At 64.4% G+C, this 23,404-nt stretch carries 21 protein-coding genes; 12 read left to right on the forward strand and 9 right to left on the reverse strand.

The features are described from left to right. Positions 1 to 18 precede the first annotated feature (18 nt). Complete coding sequence (locus GEV02_RS14170; protein ID WP_152838618.1) at positions 19 to 2,127, forward strand: TonB-dependent receptor; 2,109 nt, start codon at positions 19 to 21, stop codon at positions 2,125 to 2,127. A 35-nt stretch (positions 2,128 to 2,162) separates the two neighbouring features. Here GEV02_RS14170 and GEV02_RS14175 read toward each other — a convergent pair whose 3' ends face one another. Next, positions 2,163 to 2,627, reverse strand: a complete 465-nt coding sequence (locus GEV02_RS14175) for a hypothetical protein (protein ID WP_152838620.1) — start codon at positions 2,625 to 2,627, stop codon at positions 2,163 to 2,165. A 78-nt stretch (positions 2,628 to 2,705) separates the two neighbouring features. Here GEV02_RS14175 and GEV02_RS14180 point away from each other — a divergent pair, with 78 nt between their 5' ends. After that, a complete protein-coding gene (locus GEV02_RS14180) occupies positions 2,706 to 3,077 on the forward strand; it encodes a MerR family transcriptional regulator (protein WP_152838622.1) in 372 nt (123 codons plus the stop codon). Positions 3,078 to 3,160: 83 nt separating this feature from the next. Here GEV02_RS14180 and GEV02_RS14185 read toward each other — a convergent pair whose 3' ends face one another. Beyond that, positions 3,161 to 4,978 carry a DUF4153 domain-containing protein gene (locus GEV02_RS14185; RefSeq protein ID WP_152838624.1) on the reverse strand — a complete coding sequence of 606 codons (1,818 nt, stop codon included), beginning with the start codon at positions 4,976 to 4,978 and terminating at the stop codon, positions 3,161 to 3,163. Positions 4,979 to 5,138: 160 nt separating this feature from the next. Here GEV02_RS14185 and dapC point away from each other — a divergent pair, with 160 nt between their 5' ends. The 3 genes from dapC (at position 5,139) to GEV02_RS14200 (ending at position 8,398) form a co-directional block, all read left to right on the forward strand. Continuing rightward, positions 5,139 to 6,353, forward strand: coding sequence for a succinyldiaminopimelate transaminase (gene dapC, locus GEV02_RS14190; protein WP_043481100.1), 1,215 nt, complete (start codon positions 5,139 to 5,141; stop codon positions 6,351 to 6,353). A gap of 11 nt (positions 6,354 to 6,364) precedes the next feature. Next, a complete protein-coding gene (dapD, locus tag GEV02_RS14195) occupies positions 6,365 to 7,192 on the forward strand; it encodes a 2,3,4,5-tetrahydropyridine-2,6-dicarboxylate N-succinyltransferase (protein ID WP_008450189.1) in 828 nt (275 codons plus the stop codon). A 63-nt stretch (positions 7,193 to 7,255) separates the two neighbouring features. Then, positions 7,256 to 8,398 (forward strand): PilT/PilU family type 4a pilus ATPase, encoded by a 1,143-nt coding sequence (locus GEV02_RS14200; protein ID WP_152838628.1) that lies wholly within the window; start codon positions 7,256 to 7,258, stop codon positions 8,396 to 8,398. Positions 8,399 to 8,404: 6 nt separating this feature from the next. On the opposite strand, the gene GEV02_RS14205 is transcribed toward GEV02_RS14200, so the two are convergent. From GEV02_RS14205 to GEV02_RS14220, 4 genes are all read right to left on the reverse strand, one after another. Beyond that, positions 8,405 to 8,920: a YfiR family protein gene (locus GEV02_RS14205; protein WP_152838630.1), complete on the reverse strand. Its 516-nt coding sequence runs from the start codon at positions 8,918 to 8,920 to the stop codon at positions 8,405 to 8,407. Continuing rightward, on the reverse strand, positions 8,917 to 10,878 hold the full coding sequence (locus GEV02_RS14210) for a TonB-dependent receptor plug domain-containing protein (protein ID WP_152838632.1): 1,962 nt from the start codon (positions 10,876 to 10,878) through the stop codon (positions 8,917 to 8,919). The genes GEV02_RS14205 and GEV02_RS14210 overlap by 4 nt, the downstream gene beginning before the upstream one ends. After that, positions 10,865 to 12,163, reverse strand: a complete 1,299-nt coding sequence (locus GEV02_RS14215) for a sensor domain-containing diguanylate cyclase (protein WP_235922778.1) — start codon at positions 12,161 to 12,163, stop codon at positions 10,865 to 10,867. The genes GEV02_RS14210 and GEV02_RS14215 overlap by 14 nt, the downstream gene beginning before the upstream one ends. A 196-nt stretch (positions 12,164 to 12,359) precedes the next feature. Continuing rightward, positions 12,360 to 13,010 carry a PEP-CTERM sorting domain-containing protein gene (locus tag GEV02_RS14220; protein WP_152838634.1) on the reverse strand — a complete coding sequence of 217 codons (651 nt, stop codon included), beginning with the start codon at positions 13,008 to 13,010 and terminating at the stop codon, positions 12,360 to 12,362. A 194-nt stretch (positions 13,011 to 13,204) separates the two neighbouring features. Between GEV02_RS14220 and GEV02_RS14225 the strand changes: the two genes are divergently transcribed. The 4 genes from GEV02_RS14225 (at position 13,205) to GEV02_RS14240 (ending at position 17,728) form a co-directional block, all read left to right on the forward strand. Further along, positions 13,205 to 13,558, forward strand: coding sequence for an ArsC family reductase (locus tag GEV02_RS14225; RefSeq protein ID WP_070268992.1), 354 nt, complete (start codon positions 13,205 to 13,207; stop codon positions 13,556 to 13,558). A gap of 2 nt (positions 13,559 to 13,560) precedes the next feature. Then, positions 13,561 to 14,694, forward strand: a complete 1,134-nt coding sequence (gene dapE, locus GEV02_RS14230; protein ID WP_070360328.1) for a succinyl-diaminopimelate desuccinylase — start codon at positions 13,561 to 13,563, stop codon at positions 14,692 to 14,694. Between the two features lie 58 nt (positions 14,695 to 14,752). After that, positions 14,753 to 15,640, forward strand: a complete 888-nt coding sequence (prmB, locus tag GEV02_RS14235; RefSeq protein ID WP_008450202.1) for a 50S ribosomal protein L3 N(5)-glutamine methyltransferase — start codon at positions 14,753 to 14,755, stop codon at positions 15,638 to 15,640. A 114-nt stretch (positions 15,641 to 15,754) separates the two neighbouring features. Continuing rightward, positions 15,755 to 17,728 (forward strand): ATP-binding cassette domain-containing protein, encoded by a 1,974-nt coding sequence (locus tag GEV02_RS14240; RefSeq protein WP_235922779.1) that lies wholly within the window; start codon positions 15,755 to 15,757, stop codon positions 17,726 to 17,728. Here the strand turns inward: GEV02_RS14240 and GEV02_RS14245 are convergent. Continuing rightward, positions 17,725 to 18,219, reverse strand: coding sequence for a chemotaxis protein CheW (locus GEV02_RS14245; protein WP_152838638.1), 495 nt, complete (start codon positions 18,217 to 18,219; stop codon positions 17,725 to 17,727). The two genes, GEV02_RS14240 and GEV02_RS14245, sit on opposite strands and share 4 nt — an antisense overlap. 126 nt (positions 18,220 to 18,345) lie before the next feature. Between GEV02_RS14245 and GEV02_RS14250 the strand changes: the two genes are divergently transcribed. Next, entirely contained in the window at positions 18,346 to 19,419 is a 1,074-nt protein-coding gene (locus GEV02_RS14250; RefSeq protein WP_152838640.1) for a CaiB/BaiF CoA transferase family protein, read from the forward strand. Beyond that, positions 19,416 to 19,805, forward strand: a complete 390-nt coding sequence (gene arfB, locus GEV02_RS14255) for an alternative ribosome rescue aminoacyl-tRNA hydrolase ArfB (RefSeq protein ID WP_328595816.1) — start codon at positions 19,416 to 19,418, stop codon at positions 19,803 to 19,805. Before GEV02_RS14250 ends, arfB begins: the two co-directional genes overlap by 4 nt. On the opposite strand, the gene GEV02_RS14260 is transcribed toward arfB, so the two are convergent. Continuing rightward, positions 19,795 to 20,559, reverse strand: coding sequence for a sulfite exporter TauE/SafE family protein (locus tag GEV02_RS14260; RefSeq protein WP_152838641.1), 765 nt, complete (start codon positions 20,557 to 20,559; stop codon positions 19,795 to 19,797). The two genes, arfB and GEV02_RS14260, sit on opposite strands and share 11 nt — an antisense overlap. A gap of 74 nt (positions 20,560 to 20,633) precedes the next feature. On the opposite strand from GEV02_RS14260, the gene GEV02_RS14265 reads away from it, so the two are divergent. Next, positions 20,634 to 21,530, forward strand: coding sequence for a LysR family transcriptional regulator (locus GEV02_RS14265; RefSeq protein WP_152838643.1), 897 nt, complete (start codon positions 20,634 to 20,636; stop codon positions 21,528 to 21,530). On the opposite strand, the gene GEV02_RS14270 is transcribed toward GEV02_RS14265, so the two are convergent. After that, positions 21,527 to 23,371 (reverse strand): flagellar assembly protein A, encoded by a 1,845-nt coding sequence (locus GEV02_RS14270; protein WP_152838645.1) that lies wholly within the window; start codon positions 23,369 to 23,371, stop codon positions 21,527 to 21,529. The two genes, GEV02_RS14265 and GEV02_RS14270, sit on opposite strands and share 4 nt — an antisense overlap. Between the last annotated feature and the right edge of the window lie 33 nt (positions 23,372 to 23,404).

Consider the following 23,404-nt stretch of genomic DNA (forward strand, 5'->3'; position numbering starts at 1 on the left):
GTAACAAAAGGATTTAGCATGAAACAGCACTACCTCACCGCCTGCCTGGCCATCGCCAGCGCCGCCGCTGCAACCGCCAACGCACAAACCGGCAACGAAGCGACCGCCGAGCCACGCATCAAAGTCATCGTCTCTGCCATTGGCGAAGGCTGGCTGCAACGACCGAATGCCGTCAGCGATTCCGCATTGCTGCTCAGCGCAACGCCCGGCTACAGCGCGGCGCAGGCTGGCGGCGTCTCGGCCCTGCCATTCGTCAATGGCCTGGGTGACGACCGCCTCAAGATCCGCATCGACGGAATGGAGATCACCTCCGCCTGCGCCAACCACATGAATGCCCCGCTGTCGTACATCGACCCGAGCCAGGTCGGCCGCATCGAAGTGCTGGCTGGCGTAACGCCGGTCAGCACCGGCGGCGACAGCATAGGCGGCACCGTCACCGTCAAATCCGCCGCGCCGGTGTTCGCCGAGACGGCGGATGCACTGCGCAGCACCGGCCGCATCACCATGAACGCTGGCAGCAATGGCGAGACGATCAACAGCGGCATCTCCGCCGGCATCGCCAGCGACCGCTGGAGCCTGGGCTACAGCGCAGCCTATGCGCGTGGCCACAGCTACGACGACGGCGATGGCCAGCGCGTGCTGGCCAGCCTGTACGAGAGCATCAACCAGTCGGCGGTGCTGGCCCTGCGCGGAAAAGACCAGCAGCTCACACTGCGTGCAGGTATCCAGCACATTCCCTACCAGGGCTTCCCCAACCAGTACATGGACATGACCGGCAACGACGGCAAGTTCGCCAACCTGGGCTACGTCGGCCGGTTCGGCTGGGGCGAGCTGGATGGCAGCGCCTACTGGCAACGGACCAACCACGATATGGGTTTCTTCACGCCGGAACGGCGCGGCATGATGCCGATGGTGACGCGCGGCCGCAACGCAGGTTACGCTCTCAAGGCCACGCTGCCTTGGGGCGACGCCGGCAAGCTGCGCGTCGGCCACGAGTACCACACCTTCCGCCTGGACGACTACTGGCCTGCAGTTCCCGGCTCAATGATGATGGGACCGCAGACCTATGTGAACATCAACGACGGCCAGCGTGACCGCGTCGCGCTGTACGGCGAGGCGGAGACTGTGCACAACGCGCAATGGACGTCGCTGCTCGGCGCACGTTGGGAGTCGGTACGCATGGATGCTGGCGACGTGCAGCCCTATTCCAACAACATGATGAACGCCGCCGACGCCGCAGCCGCTGCGGCATTCAACGCCCGCTCGCGCCGTCAGCGCGACAGCAATCTGGATCTGACCGCGCTGGGGCGTTTCGAAGCCGATGCGTCCACCACATATGAACTGGCGGCGGCACGCAAGACTCGTTCGCCCAATCTGTACGAGCGCTACTCCTGGGGGCGCGGCACGATGGCGATGACCATGACGAACTGGTTCGGCGACGGCAACGGTTATGTCGGTAATATCGATCTGAAGCCGGAGACCGCGTACACACTGGGCTTCACCGCGCACTGGCACGGCGCGGGGACTGCGGGATGGTTCGTCAAGCTGAACCCCTACTACAGCCGCGTGCAGGACTATATCGACGTGGATGTACTGGGGCAGTTCCATCCCTACATGCGGATGAGCGCGAGCGGTGCGCTGCTGCGCTTTGCCAACCACGACGCAAAACTGTATGGCGCCAACCTGTCCTGGAGCGTACCGGTTGCCAGCAGGTCTTCCTTTGGTTCGTTCACCTTCACCGGCAACGCCGCGTACGCGCGCGGAAAACGCACGGATGGCGGCGACCTGTATCGCATCATGCCGTTCAACGCCTTGCTGACGCTGGAGCACACGAGCGGCGCGTGGCACAACCAGATCGAAACCAAACTGGTCTCCCGCAAGGACCGTGTCGATGCACGCCGGTTGGAGCCGAAAACCGCAGGCTATGCCCTCCTCAACGCGCGCACCGCCTACCAAGTGCGGAAGAATGTGCGCCTGACGGCCGGCGTCAGCAACCTGCTGGATAAAGAGTATGCCGATCCACTGGGCGGCGTCTACCTGTCCGGCCTGCGCGCCGACGGCGGCGCACTGCGCCCGTTGCCGGGCCACGGCCGTTCGATCGACGTTGGCATCAGCGTCGACCTGTAAAAAATTGGGGTCAAGTCTGACATTTGGACACGGCCTCAGCCATCCTTGGCTATTTGCGGCAGAGCTCGTGTCCGAATGTCAGACTTGACCCCAGCCGTTTTTTGAGGCGCCACGCGTACCGGCAGCCACTGCGCCACGCAGAAGGCCATCTCCGGCAGGATAAACAGCCAGAGTAGCGGTGCGCCGGTGACGCTGAGCGTCCAAATCATCCAGGTTGAAAACAGCAGTCGCGCCACGCCGTCGAAACGGCCGAAGCGCTGCTGCGGGTCGCTGATACGCAATAGCGCCCACACCAGCACCACACTACCCAGCAAGCAGGCAAACAGCACATGGAACGGCGCGAACTCCGGCAGCGCGGGGCCGCCCAGCCGCTGGTTGATGTCGTCCAATTGCGTGCGGGCGAAGGCGAAACTCCACGGCGTGGCAAAGGGCGCCGTCACGATCAGATCGTAGATGGCGCTGCCGAGGACAATTTTACGAAAGGTGGATGCTGCAAGCATGACGTCTCCTGGAATATGGTGGAGCCATGCTAAAGCCTGGAGTACACTCCAAGGTCAAACGATATTTGGAGTTCGGGCATGCAAATCGGAGAAATCGCCAGCGCCACGGGGCTAAGCCGCGACACCCTGCGCTTCTACGAGAAGCGCGGCCTGCTGCGCGCGCGCCGCAGCGCCAACGGCTACCGCGACTATCCGCCGGAAGCAGTGGACTGGCTGCGCTACATCCGCCTGGCGCAAACGCTGGGCTTCACGCTGGGAGAGATCGAAGCCGACCTGCCGCTGCTGGCCGAACCGGAATCCTCCGCGCCCCAATTGCGCGCGGCGCTGGAACGCAAGCTGGAAGACATCGACAAGCGCATCGAAGGCCTGCACACCTTGCGCGGAGAACTGGCGCGCAGGTTGGGCGAGAACATGCAGGCCTGCCCGTTACAAGCCACATCCGACACTTAGAGTTCGTCAGCCTTTCCATCCGCATCAACTGAGGAAGCACCTCCGACTAGACGAACGGACTGGCTTCATACTCTCCCTTAGCGCTACTTCGCCGCCTTGATAAGCTTGCAGTTGTCAGGACCGAACTCCGACTGAAACTGCAAGACCTGCCCTGCCACTTCCAACGCCTTCATGCGCGGCGCCACCAGCGTGTACTGCCCCGCTTTGAGCTTGTCGATCAGCGGCTGGCATAGGCTTTCATCCGCATCCAGGTGTCCGACCGCCTTCCATTTTCCATCCGCCTGCTCGGCATAGAGCGACGGAGTTGTGTAAGGGCCTGTGTTAAACAGCAGCACCTCCGGCTTGCCGTCACCGTCGACATCGATCACCAAGGCGTCGCAAGTACGCCCGGACGTGACCAGACACTGAGCCTGAACCGCATCCGGCATGTTGTACCACTTCTGCGCCAGGAAGCTGGCCGGCAATCTGGTGGACGACGGCCACACCTTGACGTTGTCGGTGATAGACAACGGGGCCGCCGGCAGGCCATCATGCCAGCGGTTCGTCTCCTTCAAGGCCTTCGCGGCCAGGTCGCGTATCAGCGCCGCATCCGGGCCGGTGGCCTGCTGCGACAAACGCGTCAACGCCTCCTGGCCATAGCGCTGCCCATCGAAACGCAAATAATGGAAATCGAATTGCGCCGCCTTGATGCGGCCTTTCTCCAGTCGCGCCACCTGGTTGCTCACCGACAGCCGCGCAGGATCGGAGACAGGCGTGAACAATGCCAGCAGCACCGCCAGCACCACGAAGGCCGTCGCCACGTTCACTTTGGCGATGGGGCACAGCCACGTCTCGTAGCGATGCGCAGCCCATGCATAGCCCAGCGCATAGCAGCTGGCGACCACCAGGCAGGCGGCCGCGATCACGCGGTCCGAGGTCCAGCCATAGTCGTGCACCCGCAAACCCAGGGCATAGACGGCGATGGCCGTCAGCGGCAGAATCAGCAACGCCGCCACGCGGGCGCTCACGCGCACCACCAGCGCCGCCTTGGCCTGGCCGTTCTGGAAGGCCGCGTTAATCAGCACGATCAGCACCGCATCGGCCGCCAGCAGCAGCGAGGTCGCGTGGCGCGTGGCCCACAGCACATCCAGCCCCGTGAACGGCAGCGCGCACAGGAAGCCGCTGACGATCAGCGCCGCCACCGGCAATATCCACGACAGCAGCACCAGCAGCAGGCTGCGGATTCCGCGCACGATGGCGGGCCGCACGTCCGTGATGTGCATCGCGCACGACCAGGCGAAACAGATCACCGGCACCACGAACCAGGACTCTTCCATCATCTGCTTGAGGAAGTCCAGCTTCACCATCGCGAACAGACCGCTGCCCATCAACAGCACCAGCCACAACGCGCCGACAAAGAAGGCCGAGAACATCAGCTGCACCGCCAGCTTCCACGCCAGCTCGAAATAGGTGTGATAACTGGCGACGCGGCGCTTGTCCGCAGCTCCCGCCATCACCAGCGCATGGGCGATGTACATAAAGACCGCGCCGAAAACCATCATGGGGCCAGGTATCGACGTGAACGCGCCCTTCGCCAGCTCACCGGCGCCCCGCGCCAGGTCCGATTGGCGACTGACGGCATGCAATGCCATGACCAGCACCACACAGACAGCAGCCAGCATCCACTGCGCCACATTCTTCGGCGCCATATGGCCCATGGCCGATATCAGCATCGCCGGCAGCAGCGCACAGGCCATCAGCAGAGGCGTCATCACATACGGCGTCCCGGCCGGCCACCAGCCTCCCCGGTCGGCCTGGTACAGCCAATACAACAGCGCGCCCTGCACCAGTCCCGTCGCCAGCCGCAGCACCATCACGCGCCGGCTGACGCCCGCGTCCAGCATCGTTTCATCCTGTTCCATGCATAACCTCTTCGTGAACCATGGGCCGAAGTATCTCACACGTTTATTATTTGGCATTGATAGCAACGCTTCTAATGGTCGTATGACGAGGCCAGTGCGGAGGCGCTATAATGCTCGTCTACGCTGCTCTTTTATCAACGTTCCGCACCCGGTCCGCCAAGTGAATCCACATCTCGACAAGCTGCAACCCTATCCGTTCGAAAAACTGCGTCAGCTGTTCGCGCAGGTGACTGCCAGCCCACAGCACAAGGCCATCAGCCTGGGCATGGGCGAGCCCAAACACCCGACGCCGCAGTTTATCCAGCAGGCGCTGATCGACAATGTGGACGGCCTGGCCAGCTATCCGACCACCATCGGCTCGGACGCGCTGCGCGGCGCCATCGCCGGCTGGCTGGAACGCCGCTATGGCATCCCCAAGCTGAACCCCGCCACCCAAGTGCTGCCGGTGAACGGCTCGCGCGAGGCGCTGTTCGCGCTGGCCCAGACCGTGATCGATCCGGCTGCCAAATCGCTGGTGGTCAGCCCTAACCCGTTCTACCAGATCTATGAAGGCGCAGCCTACCTGGCCGGCGCCGAACCGTACTTCGTCAACTCCGACCCGGCCCGCAACTTCGGCTGCGACTACGACAGCATCCCGAGCTCGGTCTGGGAGCGCGTATCGCTGCTGTTCCTGTGCTCCCCCGGCAATCCGACCGGCGCAGTGCTGACACTGACCGACTGGGAAAACCTGTTCGCCCTGTCCGAGCGCTACAACTTCATCATCGCCGCCGACGAGTGCTACTCCGAGATCTACCACGGCGACAAGGCGCCACTGGGCGCGCTGGAAGCGGCCCACACCCTGGGCCTGTCCACGATCGACAAGCCTTACGCGCGCCTGGTGGTGTTCAGCAGCCTGTCGAAGCGTTCCAACGTGCCGGGCATGCGCTCGGGCTTCGTGGCCGGCGACGCCGACGTCCTGAAAAAATTCCTGTTGTACCGCACCTATCACGGCGGAGCCATGAGCCCTTCCGTGCAAGCTGCTTCCATCGCGGCCTGGAACGACGAAACCCACGTCGAACAGAACCGCGAAAAATACCGCGCCAAATTCGCCGCCATCACCCCGCTGCTGCAGGAAGTGCTGCAGGTGGAGCTGCCGGACGCCGGCTTCTACCTGTGGGCGGACGTCAGCCAGACCGGCCTGTCGGACACCGAATTCGCCCAGCGTCTGTACGCCGAATATAATGTCACGGTACTGCCGGGCAGCTACCTGGCGCGCGACGCCCACGGCGCCAATCCGGGCCGCAACCGCATCCGCATGGCGCTGGTCGCCGAAACGGAAGAAGGCCTGGAAGCTGCGCAGCGCATCGTCCAATTCTGCAAGTCCCTTAACAAATAATTGAGTAAATCATGAGCCAACAACTCCAGCAAATCATCGACCAGGCATGGGAAGACCGCGCCAACATCAACCCGGGTAACGGCACCGCCGAACTGCGCGACGCGGTTTCGCACGTGATCGCGGGCCTGGACGCCGGCACCATCCGCGTGGCCGAAAAAACCACCGGCGACTGGGTTGTGAACCAGTGGGTCAAGAAAGCCGTGCTGCTGTCCTTCCGCCTGGAGAACAACGTGCAGATGCCGTCCGACGGCACCATGCAGTTCTACGACAAGGTTCCAACCAAGTTCGCCAACTACACCGCCGAAGATTTCGCCAAAGGCGGCTTCCGCGTGGTGCCTCCAGCTGTGGCGCGCCGCGGCTCCTTCATCGCCAAGAACGTGGTGCTGATGCCTTCCTACGTCAACATCGGCGCTTACGTCGATGAAGGCGCGATGGTCGACACCTGGGCCACCGTCGGTTCGTGCGCGCAGATCGGCAAGAACGTCCACCTGTCCGGCGGCGTCGGCATCGGCGGCGTGCTGGAACCTATGCAAGCCAATCCGACCATCATCGAAGACAACTGCTTCATCGGCGCCCGTTCGGAGATCGTCGAAGGCGTGATCGTTGAAGAGAACTCGGTGATCTCGATGGGCGTGTACATCGGCCAGTCGACCAAGATCTACGACCGCGCCACCGGCGAAGTGACCTACGGCCGCGTGCCGGCAGGTTCGGTGGTCGTATCGGGCAACCTGCCTTCGGAAGACGGCAAGTACTCGCTGTACTGCGCGGTCATCGTCAAGCGCGTGGATGCAAAAACCCGCGCCAAGACCGGCATCAACGAACTGCTGCGCGGTATCTAAGCAGGCAACAAGAACCGGGGACTCTTTGCAGTCCCCGTTTTTTTTGATACTGAGGAGAGAGCCATGGCCATGGAGCGACTGTTCCAGCTGATGAAGGAAAAGAACGCGTCGGACATGTTCTTTGCGGTGAATTCGCCGGTGCACATCAAGATCAACGGCAACCTGATCCCCATCAATCAGCAAAAGCTAGAGCCGGACAATATCCACTCGCTGCTGTCGGAGATCGCCTCTCCCGCGCAGATGGAAGAACTGGCCGCGACCAATGAGCTGAACATGGGCGTGTCGGTGCCGAACATGGGCCGCTTCCGCCTCTCCGCATTCAAGCAGCGCGGCACCATCTCCGCCGTGTTCCGCTTCGTGCCCGCCACCATCCCGCTGCTGGCCGACCTGCAGCTGCCGCCTGTGCTGGCGGACCTCATCATGGAAAAACGCGGCCTGCTGCTGCTGGTCGGTTCGACCGGCTCCGGCAAGTCCACCACCATCGCCTCGATGCTGGACCACCGCAACGAACTGCGCTCCGGCCATATCCTGACGCTGGAAGACCCGATCGAGTATCTGTTCAAGAACAAGAAGTCCATCGTCAACCAGCGCGAAATCGGCAGCGACGCCAAGGACTTCTACACGGCGCTGCGCAACTCCATGCGCCAGGCGCCGGACTGCATCCTGATCGGCGAGATCCGCGACAAGGAAACCATGGCCGCCGCGCTGGCCTACGCGCAGTCGGGCCACCTGGTGCTGGCGACCCTGCACGCCAACAACAGCTATAACGCGCTAAACCGTATTATCAGTTTCTACCCTATCGAAAACCGCGCGGCGCTGCTGCAGGATCTGTCGTCGACGGTGAAGGCCATCGTCTCGCAGCGGCTGGTCCGCTCGATCAATGGCGGCACGCGCACGGCGGCGGTGGAGGTGATGGTCAACACCCGCTACATCTCGGACCTGATCGAAAAAGGCGAAATCGGCCAGATCAAGGAAGCGATGGAGAAGAGCATGTCGCCCGGCTCGCAATCGTTCGAACTGGCCCTGCTCAAACTGGTGCAGGATGGTTTAATCAGCCAGGACGAAGCGCTGGCCAACGCCGATTCCGCCACCAACCTGCTGTGGCTACTGAATAATGGCCCGGACAGCAAGAGCGCCCAGGCCGAGCCGGACGCCAAAACTGCGCCGGACGAGGCCTCGTTCACCGAGTTCACGCTCAATACCTGAAGCGCCCTACTTCACCTCGCGCGCCAGCTTCAGCATCTGGTAGCTGATCGCCAGGCCGCGCCGCCTGGCTTCCGTTTGATTGATGCGGAACGCCAGGCCATTCGGCTCGATCACCAGGCCGATGATGGCGCCGCTGCGGAACGACTCCGCGCTGTCGCCCACCACCAGTACCGGATCGTCCGCCAATATCTCCTGCCAGCGCCGCAGATCGCCGCGCACGCCCGCACCAAGGACCAGCAGCTGGCATTGCGGCACGCGCTGCGGCTCGCTCAGTTGCAGCGTATGCACCGGGATGCCGCCCGGCGTGGACTGCATCAGCGCGCGCAGCGCGTCCTGCAAGGGCGCGTCGCCCGCCACGCAATAGGTGAACTCGCGCTGCGGCGGTGGCGGCCATTGGGTCAGCTGCGCGAAGCGGTAGATGAACGCCGCCTTCAGTTGCAACTGGTCCTGCCCCGCGCGCGCAGGCGACGCCAGCGCCGCCAGCATCGGCAGCAACAGCCATGCTTTGCGCCAGGCCGTCATGGGCCGAACTGCCTGCTCAGCGACAACCTCAACACGCGCCCCTCCTGCCGCAGTGGCGGTCCCACGCCATCCGGCTGGTCGTAGTAACGCGCATTGCCGACGTTGTACAGCGACAGGGCGATGTTGACGTCCGCGCCCCGGCGCCACAGCAGCGTGCTGTTAAGCAGGGTATAACCAGGCAGGGTTGTCGTCGCTGTCACGCGCCGGCTTTCGCTCAGCACCTGCCAGGACAGCCGCAGCTGGTCGCCTTGCAGCGGTTGGCTGTACAGCATTTTGAGCAGCGCACGCGGCGAATTATTCAAGCGCTTCCCCAGCGCGTCGGTGGTGCGTTGCAGCGACAAGGCGGCCTGCCACTGCTGGCCTCCGGTCCAGCGCCGCTCAAGGCCGAACTCCGCGCCCAGGCTGCGTATCAGGCCGGTGTTCTCAAACACGCCGCTCTCCTGGCCTACGCTGATCAGGTCACGCAGCCGCGATGCATACACCGACGCCCGGTACTGCACATTGCGGCTTAACGCATGGTCCCACGCCAGCTCCAGCGTGCGCACCCGTTCCGGCGTCGGCAACGGCGCTTCCCACGGCGCGTTGACCTGGTATTCGAACAGGTTCGCCTCGCGGTAGGCGCTGCCGTACATCAGCTTGAGCGACGCATCGGGCACGCCGCTCCAGATCCAGGCGAAGCGTGGATTGGTGTTGATGCCGCCGACCACCGTGCTGTCCCGGCGCAGGCCGAGCGTCACGCGATGGGTGTCGCTGAGGCGCCAGGAGTCCTGCACGAACAACCCTCGCCGCCGGTTGTCGCCATAAAACTCGGCGTCGGCCTCCTCGCCGACCGGGCCGGCGATGATCTGCTGCGTGCGGTCGTACTGGTACTCGAAACCGGCCATCAATTCGTGATCGCGCCAGCGCTGGGTGCTGACGCGCAGGTCGACGTTGTACCAGCGGCCCAGCGAGCGCTTGTCGAATTCGAACGGCGTCAGATCCCGGTGTATAAACGGGAAGGCCTGCAGGTAGTCGCTGCGCTTGGACGACACCGCGCCGTACAGGCTCCAGTCGTTCCCCAGGTCGCGCTGGTACTCCGCCGACAGGAAGCGGTTGTTGAAGACATTCCGGTTCTGCACGATAGGCACCGGCGCTTCCGGCGGCAGGAAGCCTGGCGCTCCCTGCTCGCGGTGGCTCAGGCCCGCGCGCAGCGTCAAGCCGCCGTAGCGGCCCATGCCCAGCAGGCGCTGGCCACGATCCCAGTTGTGCTCCGTGAAGGGCGCGTCGAAGCCCGGCGGCAGCGGATACTGGGCGTCGATGTCGCTCTGCTTGAAGGCGCTCAGCGCCAGCCAGCCCTCGCCGCCCTGCTCCCAGCGATGGCCGACGCTGGCGCGCACTTCGCGCAGACGGTTGGAGTCCACGCTGGCCCGCATTTGCACGCCATGCAGCTTGTCGGTGCCCTTAGTGATGATGTTCACCACGCCGAAGAAGGCGTTGTTCCCGTACAGCGCGGAGCCCGGGCCCGGCGCATACTCGACCCGGTCGATCAGGTCGACGTCGACAAAGAACTCGGAACCCAGCAGGCCGGCATCGTAGATGTTCTCGTTGATGCGCATGCCGTCGATCAGGAACAGCAGGCGCGAATTGTAGTCGCCGGGCCGCCCCAGGCCGCGCGCGCCGACGTAGACGAAGTTGCCGTCGCCGGTCACGTACAGGCCCGGCATGCTGCGCAGGACGTCCGCCATATTGCGCATGCCGTGGCGGGCGATGTCGGCGTCCGTCACGACGTAGGTGACGGACGGCGCCTGCGATGCGCTCTGCGCAAAGCGCGACGAGGTCGATTCCTCGACGTCGCGCGTCACATCGGTCGGGGTTTGCCGCAGCAGTTCTTCGAGGCTGGCCGGGGCCTGCTGTTGTGCCAGCGCCACGGGCGCGCAGCACGCAGCCGCCAGCAGCAGGCCAGGCTTAAGCGCCCGCATGCCGCGCCCTCCTGTAGGTGTTCTTGCCGGCCCGCTTGGCTTCATACATGGCCTGGTCCGAGGCATTGAGCAAGGCCGAGGCGTCGCTGGCGTCGACGGGCGCGAACGCCAGTCCGACGGTGGCGCCGATCGGCATCACCACGCCGTTGATCGTCAGCGTCACGCGCACCGCGTCGATCAGGCGCTGCGCCAGATGTTCGGCCGCCTCCTGGTCCGGCAGCGCCGGCAGGATCAGTGCGAATTCGTCGCCGCCCAGACGGCACAACACATCGCGCGAACGCACCACGCTGGCCATGCGGCGCGATACCTCGCACAACACGGCGTCGCCGGCTTCGTGGCCATGCTTGTCGTTGACTGTCTTGAAGTTATCCAGGTCGATGAACATCAGCGCCATCAACTCGTCGTTCTCCGTGCTGAACGCAAGATAGCGCTGCAACTCGCCCTGGAAGAACAGGCGGTTGGGCAGGCCGGTCAGGCTGTCCCTGTGCGCCAGTTGCTGGAACTGCTGGCCGGCCTCCTGCTCCTGCTCCAGTTGCTGGTGCAGGTCGGCCTGCCACACTTCGATCCGTTTCAGCATATCGTTGAAGCGTTCGGTCAGACGCCCCACTTCGTCGCGCCGGTAGACCGTGGCGCGCTTGCCGTAATCGCGTTCGCGGGCGATATGCTCGGCCAGATTGGACAGCTCCACCAGCGGCGCCAGTGCGCGGCGCTGCACCAGCAGCAGTCCGCGCCAGGCGATCAGGATCGCCATCGCGATCAGCGCAGCCGCGGCAGCACTGAGCGTCAACACCGCCATTCGCAAGCCGGCCAGGCTTTCGCGCAATACCAGCACGCCAACCACTTCATCCTTCAGACGGATCGGCGCCCATACTTCCAGCTCCTGCATCGTCACCGATGTCGCATCGGCCAGCAGTGCGGCGGCGACCGGCGGCACGATGCGCGGCGGCGGCGCATCCTCGCCGGCCTGCCACTGCGCGAACACGGCGCCGGCCGGGGTCTGCACCTGCACCAGCAGCAGATCGCTGCGGCGGGAAAACGCTTCAAGCTCGATCTGCGCAGCGGGACGGTCGGCAAACACCATCATCGGCGAGACGCTGTTGGCCAGCAGCCTGGCGCTGAGCTGCGCCGCATGCACCTGGCGGCCGCGCGCGACGTACCACGTGGCCGTCGCCAGCAGGGCGAAGGTCAGCAGCATGGTCACGCTGAGCAGCTGCAGGTTCATGCGGGTCAGACGCCTGACCAGCGAATCGGCGGGAGGAGATAAAGAGGCTTCGGACTCGGTCATGGATACAGTCGGCAGCATGGGCGGCAAAGGGCGCGGCGGCGCCGCAAAACCCCAGCAATGGTATTTCCACAAAGAATGTTCTTAGTGGAATTGTAAGCGCAAAGGCGGGGAAAGTGGGGCGAAAGCTGGGGCGTCGTGGCGGCGCTGCCACCATGGGGCGCGGGCAGGCCGCCCGCGCCGGTGCAACGGGGCGAAATCAGCTCCGGCGACGGGCCGCGATGCCGATGGCGCCCAGGCCAAGCGCCAGCATCAGCCAGGTCGATGGTTCCGGTATCGCGTTGACGGCATAGGTGATGTTGTCGATGCCGACGTTGTAGGCGCTGTCGTGCCATTCGATGCGGATGCCGCTGAGCGAAGTCCAGCTGCCGTCAAAACTGCTGGGCATATTGCCAGGCAGGCCGCCGACATTGCCGTCGTAGCTGAACAACACAGGGCCGCCGACCGCGGAAACCGTCAGATGGGTGCCGCGCATGTTGTTGGGATAGGAGCCAAGGTCGAAGTGGGTGACGGTGACGGCCATGCCGTTCAAGGGCAGCAGATCGATCTGCGCCGCCGAGTTGCCGTCGCCGCCGACCGCCCAGGCCACGCCGCGCAGCGTGTTGTAATCGCCATCCCACCAGCTCAAACTGGTGTCGTGCGCGCGCAGGGCCGAGTACTGCACATCCAGCACGCCCGGCACGTCGCCGTAGGACTGCGCGATGCTGCCGTAGTTGGCGCAGCCGACGATGCTGCCGTTGCCATTGGCCGCGTCGCTGCACACGGGCGCCGGTGGATTGAAGTCGATCACACCCGCTTGCGCCAATGCGGCGGCGCCGCCCAGCGCCAGGGCCATCAGAGTCTTTTTCATATTATTTCTCCGTTGTTGGTTGCGGCCAGAGTTAATATTGTTTCAGACCGCCCCGGGCATGTCTATTCGATATTTCTTTCCCCCGATGGCGAAGGCATAGCTTGCAACTAAGGAGCGTCCACGCAGATCAACAGGGGCCAGCCATGGTATTCTGTCGCCCTTCGCCTATAACACTCGTTTCCGCATTCAAGCACATGAAAATCACCCTCTACGGCATCCCGAACTGCGATACCGTCAAAAAGGCCCGCGTATGGCTGGCCGACCAGCAGCAGGATTTTGTCTTCCACGATTTTAAAAAGCAGGGCCTGACCCGCGAAATCGTCGCCGGCTGGCTGCAGCACCTGTCGCGCGATGTGCTGGTCAATAAAAAAGGCACGACCTGGCGCGCGCTGTCCGACGAACGCAAAGCCTCCATCGTCGATGACGACAGCGCCATCGCCCTGATGCTGGAAAACCCGTCCGTGATCAAGCGCCCGGTGCTGGACAAGAACGGCACCTTCGCCGTGTCCTTCTCCGACGCCCAGTACAAACAAATCTTCGACAAATAAACATGACCCCTTCCAAGACCCTGGCGCTGACCGAAAAGCTGATCGCCCTCTCCTCTGTAACGCCGGACGATAAAGGCTGCCAGCAGCACCTGATCGATTTGCTGTCGCCGCTGGGCTTTGCCTGCGAAGTGATCGAATCGAACGGCGTGACCAACCTGTGGGCGCGCCGCGGCACGACCTCGCCGGTGCTGGTGTTCGCCGGCCATACCGACGTGGTGCCGACCGGCCCTGTCGAGCAATGGCGCTCGGAACCCTTCAACCCCACCCACCGCGACGGCAAGCTGTATGGCCGTGGCGCCGCCGACATGAAGACCTCGATCGCCGCCTTCGTCGTGGCCTGCGAGGAGTTCGTCGCCGCCCACGCAGACCATAAAGGCTCGATCGCCTTCCTGATCACCAGCGACGAGGAAGGCCCCGCCACCGACGGCACCGTCATCGTCTGCAATATGCTGAAAGAGCGCGGCGAGACGCTGGACTATTGCATCGTCGGCGAGCCGACCTCCGACGAGACCCTTGGCGACATGATTAAGAACGGCCGCCGCGGCTCGCTGTCCGGCCGTTTGACGGTCAAGGGCGTGCAAGGCCACATCGCCTACCCGCAGCTGGCGCGCAACCCCATCCACCTGGCCGCGCCCGCGCTGGCCGACCTGGTGGCGGAACGCTGGGACGAAGGCAACGAGTACTACCTGCCGACCTCCTGGCAGATGTCCAACATTAACGCCGGCACGGGCGCGAACAACGTGATCCCGGGCGAGATGGTCATCGACTTCAACTTCCGCTTCTCGACCGCCAGCACCCACGAGGAACTGAAGCGCCGCGTGCACGCCATCCTGGACAAGCACAATCTGCACTACGACCTGAAATGGGCGCTGAGCGGCCTGCCCTTCCTGACTCCGCGCGGCACCCTGAGCGATGCGCTGGCCGCCGCGATCAAGTCCGAAACCGGCGTCGACACCGAATTGTCGACCACCGGCGGCACCTCGGATGGACGCTTTATCGCTCAGATCTGCCCTCAGGTGATAGAATTCGGGCCTCCCAACGCAAGTATCCACAAGATCGACGAGCATATCGAGCTGCGTTTTGTCGATCCGCTGAAGAATATCTACCGCCGTACGCTGGAAAACCTGCTGGCCTGAGTCACGCAGGCTGGCGGCGCGGCGTGCGCAAACCGATTACTGTTTTACCGAGATAGCCATGAACACGACTCCTTTCACCACGCCGCGCGACCTGTTGCGCTATGCCGTCACCCGCTTCAACACCGCCAAGCTGTTCTTCGGCCATGGCAGCGTCGAAGCCTTCGATGAAGCGGCCTACCTGATCCTGCACACGCTCAAGCTGCCGCTGGACCACCTGGACCCGTTCCTGGACGCCAAGCTGCTGCCGGAGGAAATCGCTGCGGTCATGGCTGTCATCGACCGCCGCACCAACGAGCGCGTGCCGGCCGCCTACATCACCAACGAAGCCTGGCTGGGCACCTACAGCTTCTACGTGGACGAGCGCACCATCGTGCCGCGCTCCTTCATCGCGGAACTGATCCCGCAGTACTTCGCGCCGTGGGTCAACGAGCCTGAAAACGTCAGCAACGTGCTGGAACTGTGCACGGGCTCCGGCTGCCTGGCCATCATGCTGGCCGACGCCTTCCCGGACGCTCATGTAGATGCAGTCGATATCTCGGCCGACGCGCTGGAAGTGGCGAAGAAAAACGTCGCCACCTACAAGCTGGAAGACCGCCTGACGCTGATCCAGTCCGACCTGTACGCCAATGTGCCGGACAAGAAGTACGACCTTATCATCACCAACCCGCCGTACGTGAACTCGTCGTCGATGAGCAAGCTGCCGATGGAATACCGCGCCGAGCCTGAACTGGCGCTCGATGGCGGCAAGGACGGCATGGACCTGGTGCGCAAGATCGTCGCCGGCGCCGCCGAGCGCCTGACCGACGACGGCATCCTGATCGTCGAAATCGGCAATGAACGCGAGTTCGCCGAAGCGGCCTTCGGTGAACTGGGCCTGACCTGGCTCACCACCAGCAACGGCGACGACATGGTATTCCTACTGACCGCAGACCAGCTTAAACTCTAAAAAAAACCGCGTCATTCCCGCGCAAGCGGGAATCCATGCTGACTATGGATCCCCGCTTGCGCGGGGACGACGGCACGAAAGATTCCAATGATTCGCTTTATTCAAGTAAGCCTGATGCGCGGTATTAAGCCGCTGCTGGAACAGGTCGATGTCACCCTCAACCCCGGCGACAAGATTGGCCTGATCGGCGCCAACGGCGCCGGCAAATCCAGCCTGTTCGCGATGATGCGCGGCGAGCTGCACCCGGACCAGGGCGAGATCGATTTCCCGGCCAAATGGCGTGTCGCTTACGTGGCGCAGGAAACCCCTCCGCTGGACCGCGCGGCACTCGACTACGCCATCGACGGCGACGTCACCCTGCGCAAGCTGGAGGCCGAACTGGCCCGCCTTGAATCGGAGCCTGAATCGTCCGAAAACGGCATCGCCATCGGCGAGATCTACAGCGCGCTGGCCGACGCCGACGCCTACACCGTGCAGTCGCGCGGCGAACAGCTGCTGCTCGGCCTGGGCTTCTCGATCGACCAGATGCAGCAACCGGTGGCCAGCTTCTCCGGCGGCTGGCGTATGCGCCTGAATCTGGCGCAGGCGCTGATGTGCCCTTCCGACCTGCTGCTGCTTGATGAACCAACCAATCACCTGGATCTGGACGCGATCATCTGGCTGGAGGACTGGCTCAAACGCTACGCCGGCACGCTGCTCATCATCTCCCACGATCGCGACTTCCTCGATGAAGTGGTCAACGTGGTGGTGCATATCGACGAGCGCAAACTGAAACGCTACTCGGGCAACTACTCGTCCTTCGAACGTCAGCGCGCAGCGCAGATGATCCTGGCCGCCGGCGCGCTGGAAAAGCAGCAGCGCAAGCGCGCCCACCTGGAATCCTTCGTCAACCGCTTCAAGGCGCAGGCCTCCAAGGCCCGCCAGGCACAGAGCCGCATGAAGGCGCTGGCCAAGATGGAAGAACTGGCGCCGCTGCGCGCCGCCGCCGAATTCTCGTTCGAATTCCGCGAACCGCTCAGCGCCCCGAACCCGCTGCTGGTGATGGAAGACGTCGACGCAGGCTACAAGATCGAAGACGAAAAAACCGGCGAGATCACGCACAAGACCATCGTCAACAACATCAAGTTCTCGCTGCAGATCGGCCAGCGTATCGGCCTGCTGGGTGTGAACGGCGCCGGTAAATCGACGCTGATCAAGACCATCGCCGGCGAGCTGTCGCCGCTGACCGGCGACGCAACCATGGGCAAGGGCCTGAACATCGGCTACTTCGCCCAGCACCAGGTGGAGATGCTGCGCCACGACGAATCGCCGCTGTGGCACCTGGCGAAGATCGCGCCGACCGTGCGTGAGCAGGAGCTGCGCAACTTCCTGGGCGGCTTCAACTTCCCGGGCACGATGGTGACCAGTTCGATCGCGCCGTTCTCCGGCGGCGAGAAGGCTCGCCTGGCGCTGGCACTGATCGTCTGGCAGCGCCCTAACCTGCTGCTGCTCGATGAACCGACCAATCACCTGGATCTGGAAACCCGCGAGGCACTGACCGAAGCGCTGGCGCAGTTCGAAGGCACGCTGGTGGTCGTATCCCACGATCGCCACCTGCTGCGCGCCACCACCGACCAGTTCATCATCGTCGCCGACGGCAAGCTGCAACCGTTCGACGGCGATCTGGATGACTACAAGGACTGGCTGCTGCAAACCAAAATGGGCAAAGGCACCGACGTGCTGCCGGCCGCCGGCAAGGCTAACAAGACCGATTTCCCGGTCGCCTCGCCGGTCGCGCCGCCGCCTACTGCGGCGCCTGCGGTCAACACCAAGGAACAGAAGCGCAAGGAAGCCGAAGACCGCCAGCGCCTGGCCACGCTGCGCAAGCCGCTGGAGCAGAAGATCAAGCGCCTGGACGACCAGATCGCCAAGCGCAGCGCGCAGAAAGCCGATGTGGATGCGGCCCTGGGCGAATCGTCGATCTACGACGCGGCCAACAAGGCCAAGCTGAAACAGCTGCTGGCCGATCAATCCTTCTTCACCAAGGACCTCGGCCAGCTGGAAGCGGAGTGGCTGGAGCTGCAGGAGCAGCTCGAAGCCCTCGCCTAAGCGGCCTGGCGGGCGCCGACCTGAACTTTTTGGATCGACATCAGCTTATCGATGTCGACCACGATCAGGCGGCGCCCGTCCGCTTCACCGATGCCCACCAGGTAGTCCACCGCGCTGGCGCCCGGTATCGGCTTAATCTGTCCCAGCGACAGCGGGACGATATCCGTCACCCCATCCACCACCATCCCCATCACGCAGCTCGACAGCTTGAGGATGATTACGTCCGTCAGCGGGTCGTGCTCCGGCGGGCGTGGCCCGAAGGCGATGCGCATGTCGACGATGGGCATGATGACGCCGCGCGACACGGCCACCCCGGCCACGATCTCCCCCTCCGATGAAAAGCGCTCCAGCGCCTTCAAGGGCCGCAGCTCTTGCACCTTGGTGAAATCCAGCGCGTAATCGAGACCGCCCAGCCGGAACACCAGATACTGGCTGGAGGCGACGACGGCGGTTTGGTCGGCGCTGGCGGATTGCGTAGTCAATGAAGGCATGATGATCCTTTCGTCCGGGACGTGCGGTAACAGGCATGTGCCATCCTACCTTTGCGTCCCCAAGCGGTCGTTGAGCAACGTCAACATTCGCCGGGCTCGCGGTTGCTGGTTTGCTACAATGAATCCATGACTACAGAACTCCCTCTCAGCGGCATCCGCGTGCTGGACCTGACGCGATTGCTGCCCGGCCCCGTCGCCACCATGCACCTTGCGGACATGGGCGCGGAAGTGATCAAGATCGAAGACCCCGGTCCCGGCGACTACGCGCGCGCCATGGGGCCGGTGCGCAATGAGGTGTCGCAGTTCTTCGTCGCCGTCAATCGCGGCAAGCGGATGATGCGCCTGGACCTGAAGGACGCCGCGCACCGCGAGCAGCTGCTGGCGATGGTGGAGACGGCCGACGTGCTGGTCGAAAGCTTCCGTCCCGGCGTGATGGAGAAGCTGGGCCTGGGCTGGCACACGCTGCGCGAGCGTAATCCCAAGCTGGTGATGTGCGCGATCTCAGGCTACGGCCAGCACGGCCCCTACGCGCTGCTGGCCGGGCATGACATCAACTACATCGGCTATGCCGGCATGCTGGACCAGAACGCCGGCGCCGGCGGCGTGCCGGCGCTGCCCAACCTGCAAGTGGGCGATCTGCTGGGCGGTGCGCAGTCGGCACTGCAGGGCATACTGGCGGCGCTGGTCGCGGTCAAGATGGGCGGCGCCGGGCGCATGGTCGATGTCTCGATGACGGCCGCCGTCATGGCGCATAACATCATGCCGCTGGTGGGCGTCAACAACGGAGCGCCCGCCGCGCCGGGCCGCGATCTGCTGACCGGCGGCGTCCCCTGCTACAACGTCTACCGCACGACCGACGGCCGCTACATGGCGGTCGGCGCGCTGGAGCTCAAGTTCTGGCAGGGTTGCTGCGATGTGCTGCAACGGCCGGACCTGAAGCCCCGCCACTGGCAGCTGGGCCAGCAGGTCGGCGGCGAAGACGCGATGGCGCTCAAGGCGGAACTGGATGCGGTGTTCGCCACGCGCACGCTGGCGCAGTGGACGGAGGCTTTCGCCAACACCGACTGCTGCGTCACGCCCGTTCTGCGCACCGAGGAAGCCTTGCAACACCCGCTGTTCCGCGACATCGTCAGCCGCCGCCTGCACGATACCGAAGGCGAGTCGTGGGCCGTGGCGCAGCCGGTCAGGTTTGCGCCGTGATCGATCCGAATGAAGTGGAGTTCACCGCGATCCGCGCGCAGGGGCCGGGCGGGCAGAACGTCAACAAGGTTTCAAGCGCTGTGCATCTGCGCTTCGACATCGTCGGTTCATCGCTGCCGGAGCATATCAAGGAACGCCTGCTGGCCATGCGCGACCAGCGCATCACCAAGGATGGCGTGGTGGTGCTGAAGGCGCAGCAGTCGCGTAGCCAGGAGGCCAACAAGGAAGAAGCCTTGCGCCGCCTGCAGGAGCTGGTCGACAGCGTGGCCGTTCTGCCCGCCGCGCGCCGCCCTACCCGGCCCACACGCAGCTCCCAGCGCAAGCGGCTGGACGGCAAGAGCAAGGACGGCGAACGCAAACAGCTGCGCGGCAAAGTCAGTCTGTAAAGGCCCGCAGGCACTGGTGCGCGCCCAACGCCAGCAGGCTGGCGAAGAAGCAGCGCCGGAACAACGCAGGCGCCATGCGCTCGCGCAGCCACTGCCCCAGCAGCATCCCACCCGCAGCCGGCAGCAGCGCCAGGCACGAGGCGCCCGCAGCAGCCGCATGCCACGCTCCCTGATACGCCAGCATGACCGCCAGCGCCAGCGTCGACACGGTGAAGGCCAGCCCCATCGCCTGCACCAGATCGTCCTTCTCCAGCGCCAGCGCTTGCAGGTAAGGCGCCGCCGGCATGACGAAGACACCGGTAACGCCGGCCAGCGCGCCGGTGACGACGCCCGCCAGCGGCCCAAGCCAGCGTTCGGAGCGCGGCGCAACCTGCCAGCGCCAGCCGGCCAGGCCCAGCGCGCCGTAGGCCAGCAACGCCAGTCCCAGCACCGCCCCGCTCCACGCGGCGCCGCCCCTTGCGCCATTCCCGGCGCCGACCAGCACCGCCGCCAGCGCAGTGCCGACGCACACCGCCAGCAGCATGGGCCGCAGGCGCCGCCACAGCGGGTACAGCGCCGGCCCGGCCGCCAGCTGCCAAACATTCGTCACAGACGAAGGCACGATCAACAGCGCGGCAGCCTCCAGCGGTGGCATCTTCAACGTCAACAGCGCCACCGCCACCGTCGGCAAACCCATGCCCGTTACGCCTTTAACCATCCCGGCAAGCACAAACACCAGCGCAATAAAAATGTAAGAAGTATCCATGAGCGCCATTGTGGCGCAGCACATGGCGCCTGAAAATCTGGAATATACTCAGTCAGACTTCGTCAATTCCATAGGCAGAAACCATGCGCTTCGACCTTACCGATCTCAAGCTGTTCGTCCACATCGCCGAAAGCGGCAGCATCACGGCAGGAGCGCAACTGGCGCATCTGGCGCTGCCTTCCGCCAGCGCCCGCATACGCGGCATGGAGCAAGCCCTGGACGTGCCGCTGCTACAGCGCGGCCGGCGCGGCGCCGAGCCCACCGAAGCCGGCCGCGCCCTGCTGCACCATGCGCGCCTCATCGCCCGCCAGGTGAACGACATGCAGGCCGACCTGGCCGAATTCGCCTCCGGCCTCAAAGGCCGCATCCGGCTGCTGTGCAATACCTCGGCCATGACCGAGTTCCTGCCGGACGCGCTGGCCGCCTTCCTCGCCGCGCATCCGCAACTGGGCATCGATCTTGAAGAACGCCTCAGCCGCGACATCGTGCAGGCCGTGGCCGAAGGCGCAGCCGACATCGGCATCGTCAGCGACGCGGCAAATGCTGAGGCGCTGCAAACCTTCGCCTTCCGCGACGACCGGCTCGCTCTGGTGATGGCGCGCAGCCATCCGCTGGCGCGGCAGTACCGCAGGCGCAGCAGCATCCGCTACGCCGACGCCCTGGCCCACGACTTCATCGGCCTGGCCGGCGACAGCGCCTTCCAGCAGTACGCGGCGGGACAGGCATCGCGACTGGGATTGCACATGCACTGCAAGATCCGCCTGCGCAGCTTCGAAGCGGTATGCCGCATGGCGGCCAGCGGCGCCGGGCTGGCGCTGATGCCGGAAACCGCGGCCCGCCGCAGCGCCGACGCCAACCGTCTGCTGGTGCTGAAATTAAGCGATGAATGGGCCGACCGAAAACTGCTGATCTGCGTGCGCGACCTGGATGCGCTGCCGCGCCATGCGCGCGAACTGGTGGCGACGCTGCGGCGGGATTAATCCGTCTCCGGCGCCCAGGCGACAGGCCCGGTGGCGCCGGAATAGATAGTGACCATACCGGCGGCCGTGGTGCGCACCTTGGCCTTGACCTCCTTGGCCGGACGGTCGTAAGCCGGCGGGCCGTCCGGCACGAAGGTCATGGTCCGCAGCAGCACGTCGCCGGTCAGCATCTGCACCATGCAGCGTGAACCGCGCATGACGGCCAGCTTCTGGCGCTGCACCTGGTTGACCTCTTCCTGCGCCTGCTCCTGCTGCACCTGCGCCGCCTTCATCGCCAGCGAAATTTTCGCCACCGCCTTCAGCGAAGGCCCCACCGCCGCCGCCATCTTGTGGAACAGAGGCTCCTGCTCGGGCGTCAGCATCACCTCGCGCTTGCGCACGCGGGTGGCCAGCGTCAGGTAGTTGCGCACCTCGGTCTGGCCGGTGATCGCATCGATTTCCGCCTTTCGCAGATTGGCCTCGTGCGCCGCGTGCTGCACCTTGGGTTGCAACTCCGCGATCTTCTTCTCGAACTTGGAGGTGTCCGGCACCAGCGTGTAAAGCAGCATCTCGTTCTGCTTGCGCGGCCCTGCACTGGTGATCTCGATCTTGCGCGCGGCAATGGCGCAACCCTCCGCCACCTTGATGACGACTTCCTCCGCCATGATCTCGCAGTTGCTAGCCTCGCCGATCACCACCCGCGTGCCGGAGATGATGCAGCTCTCCGCGCGCGCCAGCGTCACCTCGCCTCGTTTCGTTTGCAGCACCGCGCCCGACGCCACGCCCTGCACGCGTATGCCGCCGTCGGCATTGGTGGCGGTGCCGCCCATCAGATTGCGGCTCAGGACAATGTCGCCGCCGCGCGAATTGATGATGCCGAACACGTCGCCGTGGATGGTGATATTACCGCCATCGACCGAGCGCTGCTCCTGCACGTCGCCGAATTCCTCGTACTCGCCGGTCAGCTGAAGATTGCCGGTGGTGCGTGCGCTGACGCCCTCGCGGCTGATGATCTTGGGGCCGATCGACAGCCGCTTGGTGGCCGGGTCCACGCTGAGGAAGCCCTCCACCGCCGACACCAGGAACTCGCCGTCGCGCAGGTTCTCGATCACCGTGCCCTCGCCGGCCACGCTGCTCAATTCGATGTCCTTGGGCGCGGGCGGCTCCAGCACGATGCCCGACAGTTCGAAGCCACGCACACCCGGCGTACGCGGCACCTTGCGCAGCAGCTTGACGTTGGGCTTCACCTGCGGGAAGCGGTTCTGGAAGGCCTGCAAATCGAGCTTGCCATCCGATTTTTCACGCGGCGCATTGCTGCGGTGGATATCCGCCGACACTTCCACGATGGTAGCGTCGCGGCCCGGCGTGGCGTTGAGACGGCGCGCGACGATGATGCGCGCCAGCCGTCCGTTGGTGATGACGTCGCGCACGGCCGGGGCGTCGATGCCGAAGCGTATGCCCTTGACCCACATGTCGGAGACGAATTCGTCGAAGTTCAGGCGCGCCGGTTGCAGCGGCATATCCGGCACCTCGAAGAACACCGGCTCGAAATAGTACTCGGCCTCGCCGTTGATGATCTTGACGGACTTGTACAGCGCGCGGCGCGGCGGATGGAAAGGCTCGATGCTGTCGGCGAAGCGCACCAGCGGCTTGCTGGTCAGGCTGGGCGGCAGGTCGGGGCCGCAATTGTAGAGCAGCTTGATGAAGATCGCGTAATCGAGGTTGGCGAAATAGGCGCTGCCGAGGAAGATCTGGCTGACCGCCGCCAGGCAGGACACGGCCGTAGCCTCCGCCGCAAAATAGACGCCGTCGGCGCGCTTGACGATCGCTGATGGCAGATCGTTTTCCGCGCTTGGTTCCATCGCCGTCGCGTCATCTGACACAGTAATCCCCAG

Source organism: Rugamonas aquatica (assembly GCF_009380215.1).
GTDB lineage: Bacteria > Pseudomonadota > Gammaproteobacteria > Burkholderiales > Burkholderiaceae_D > Rugamonas > Rugamonas aquatica_B.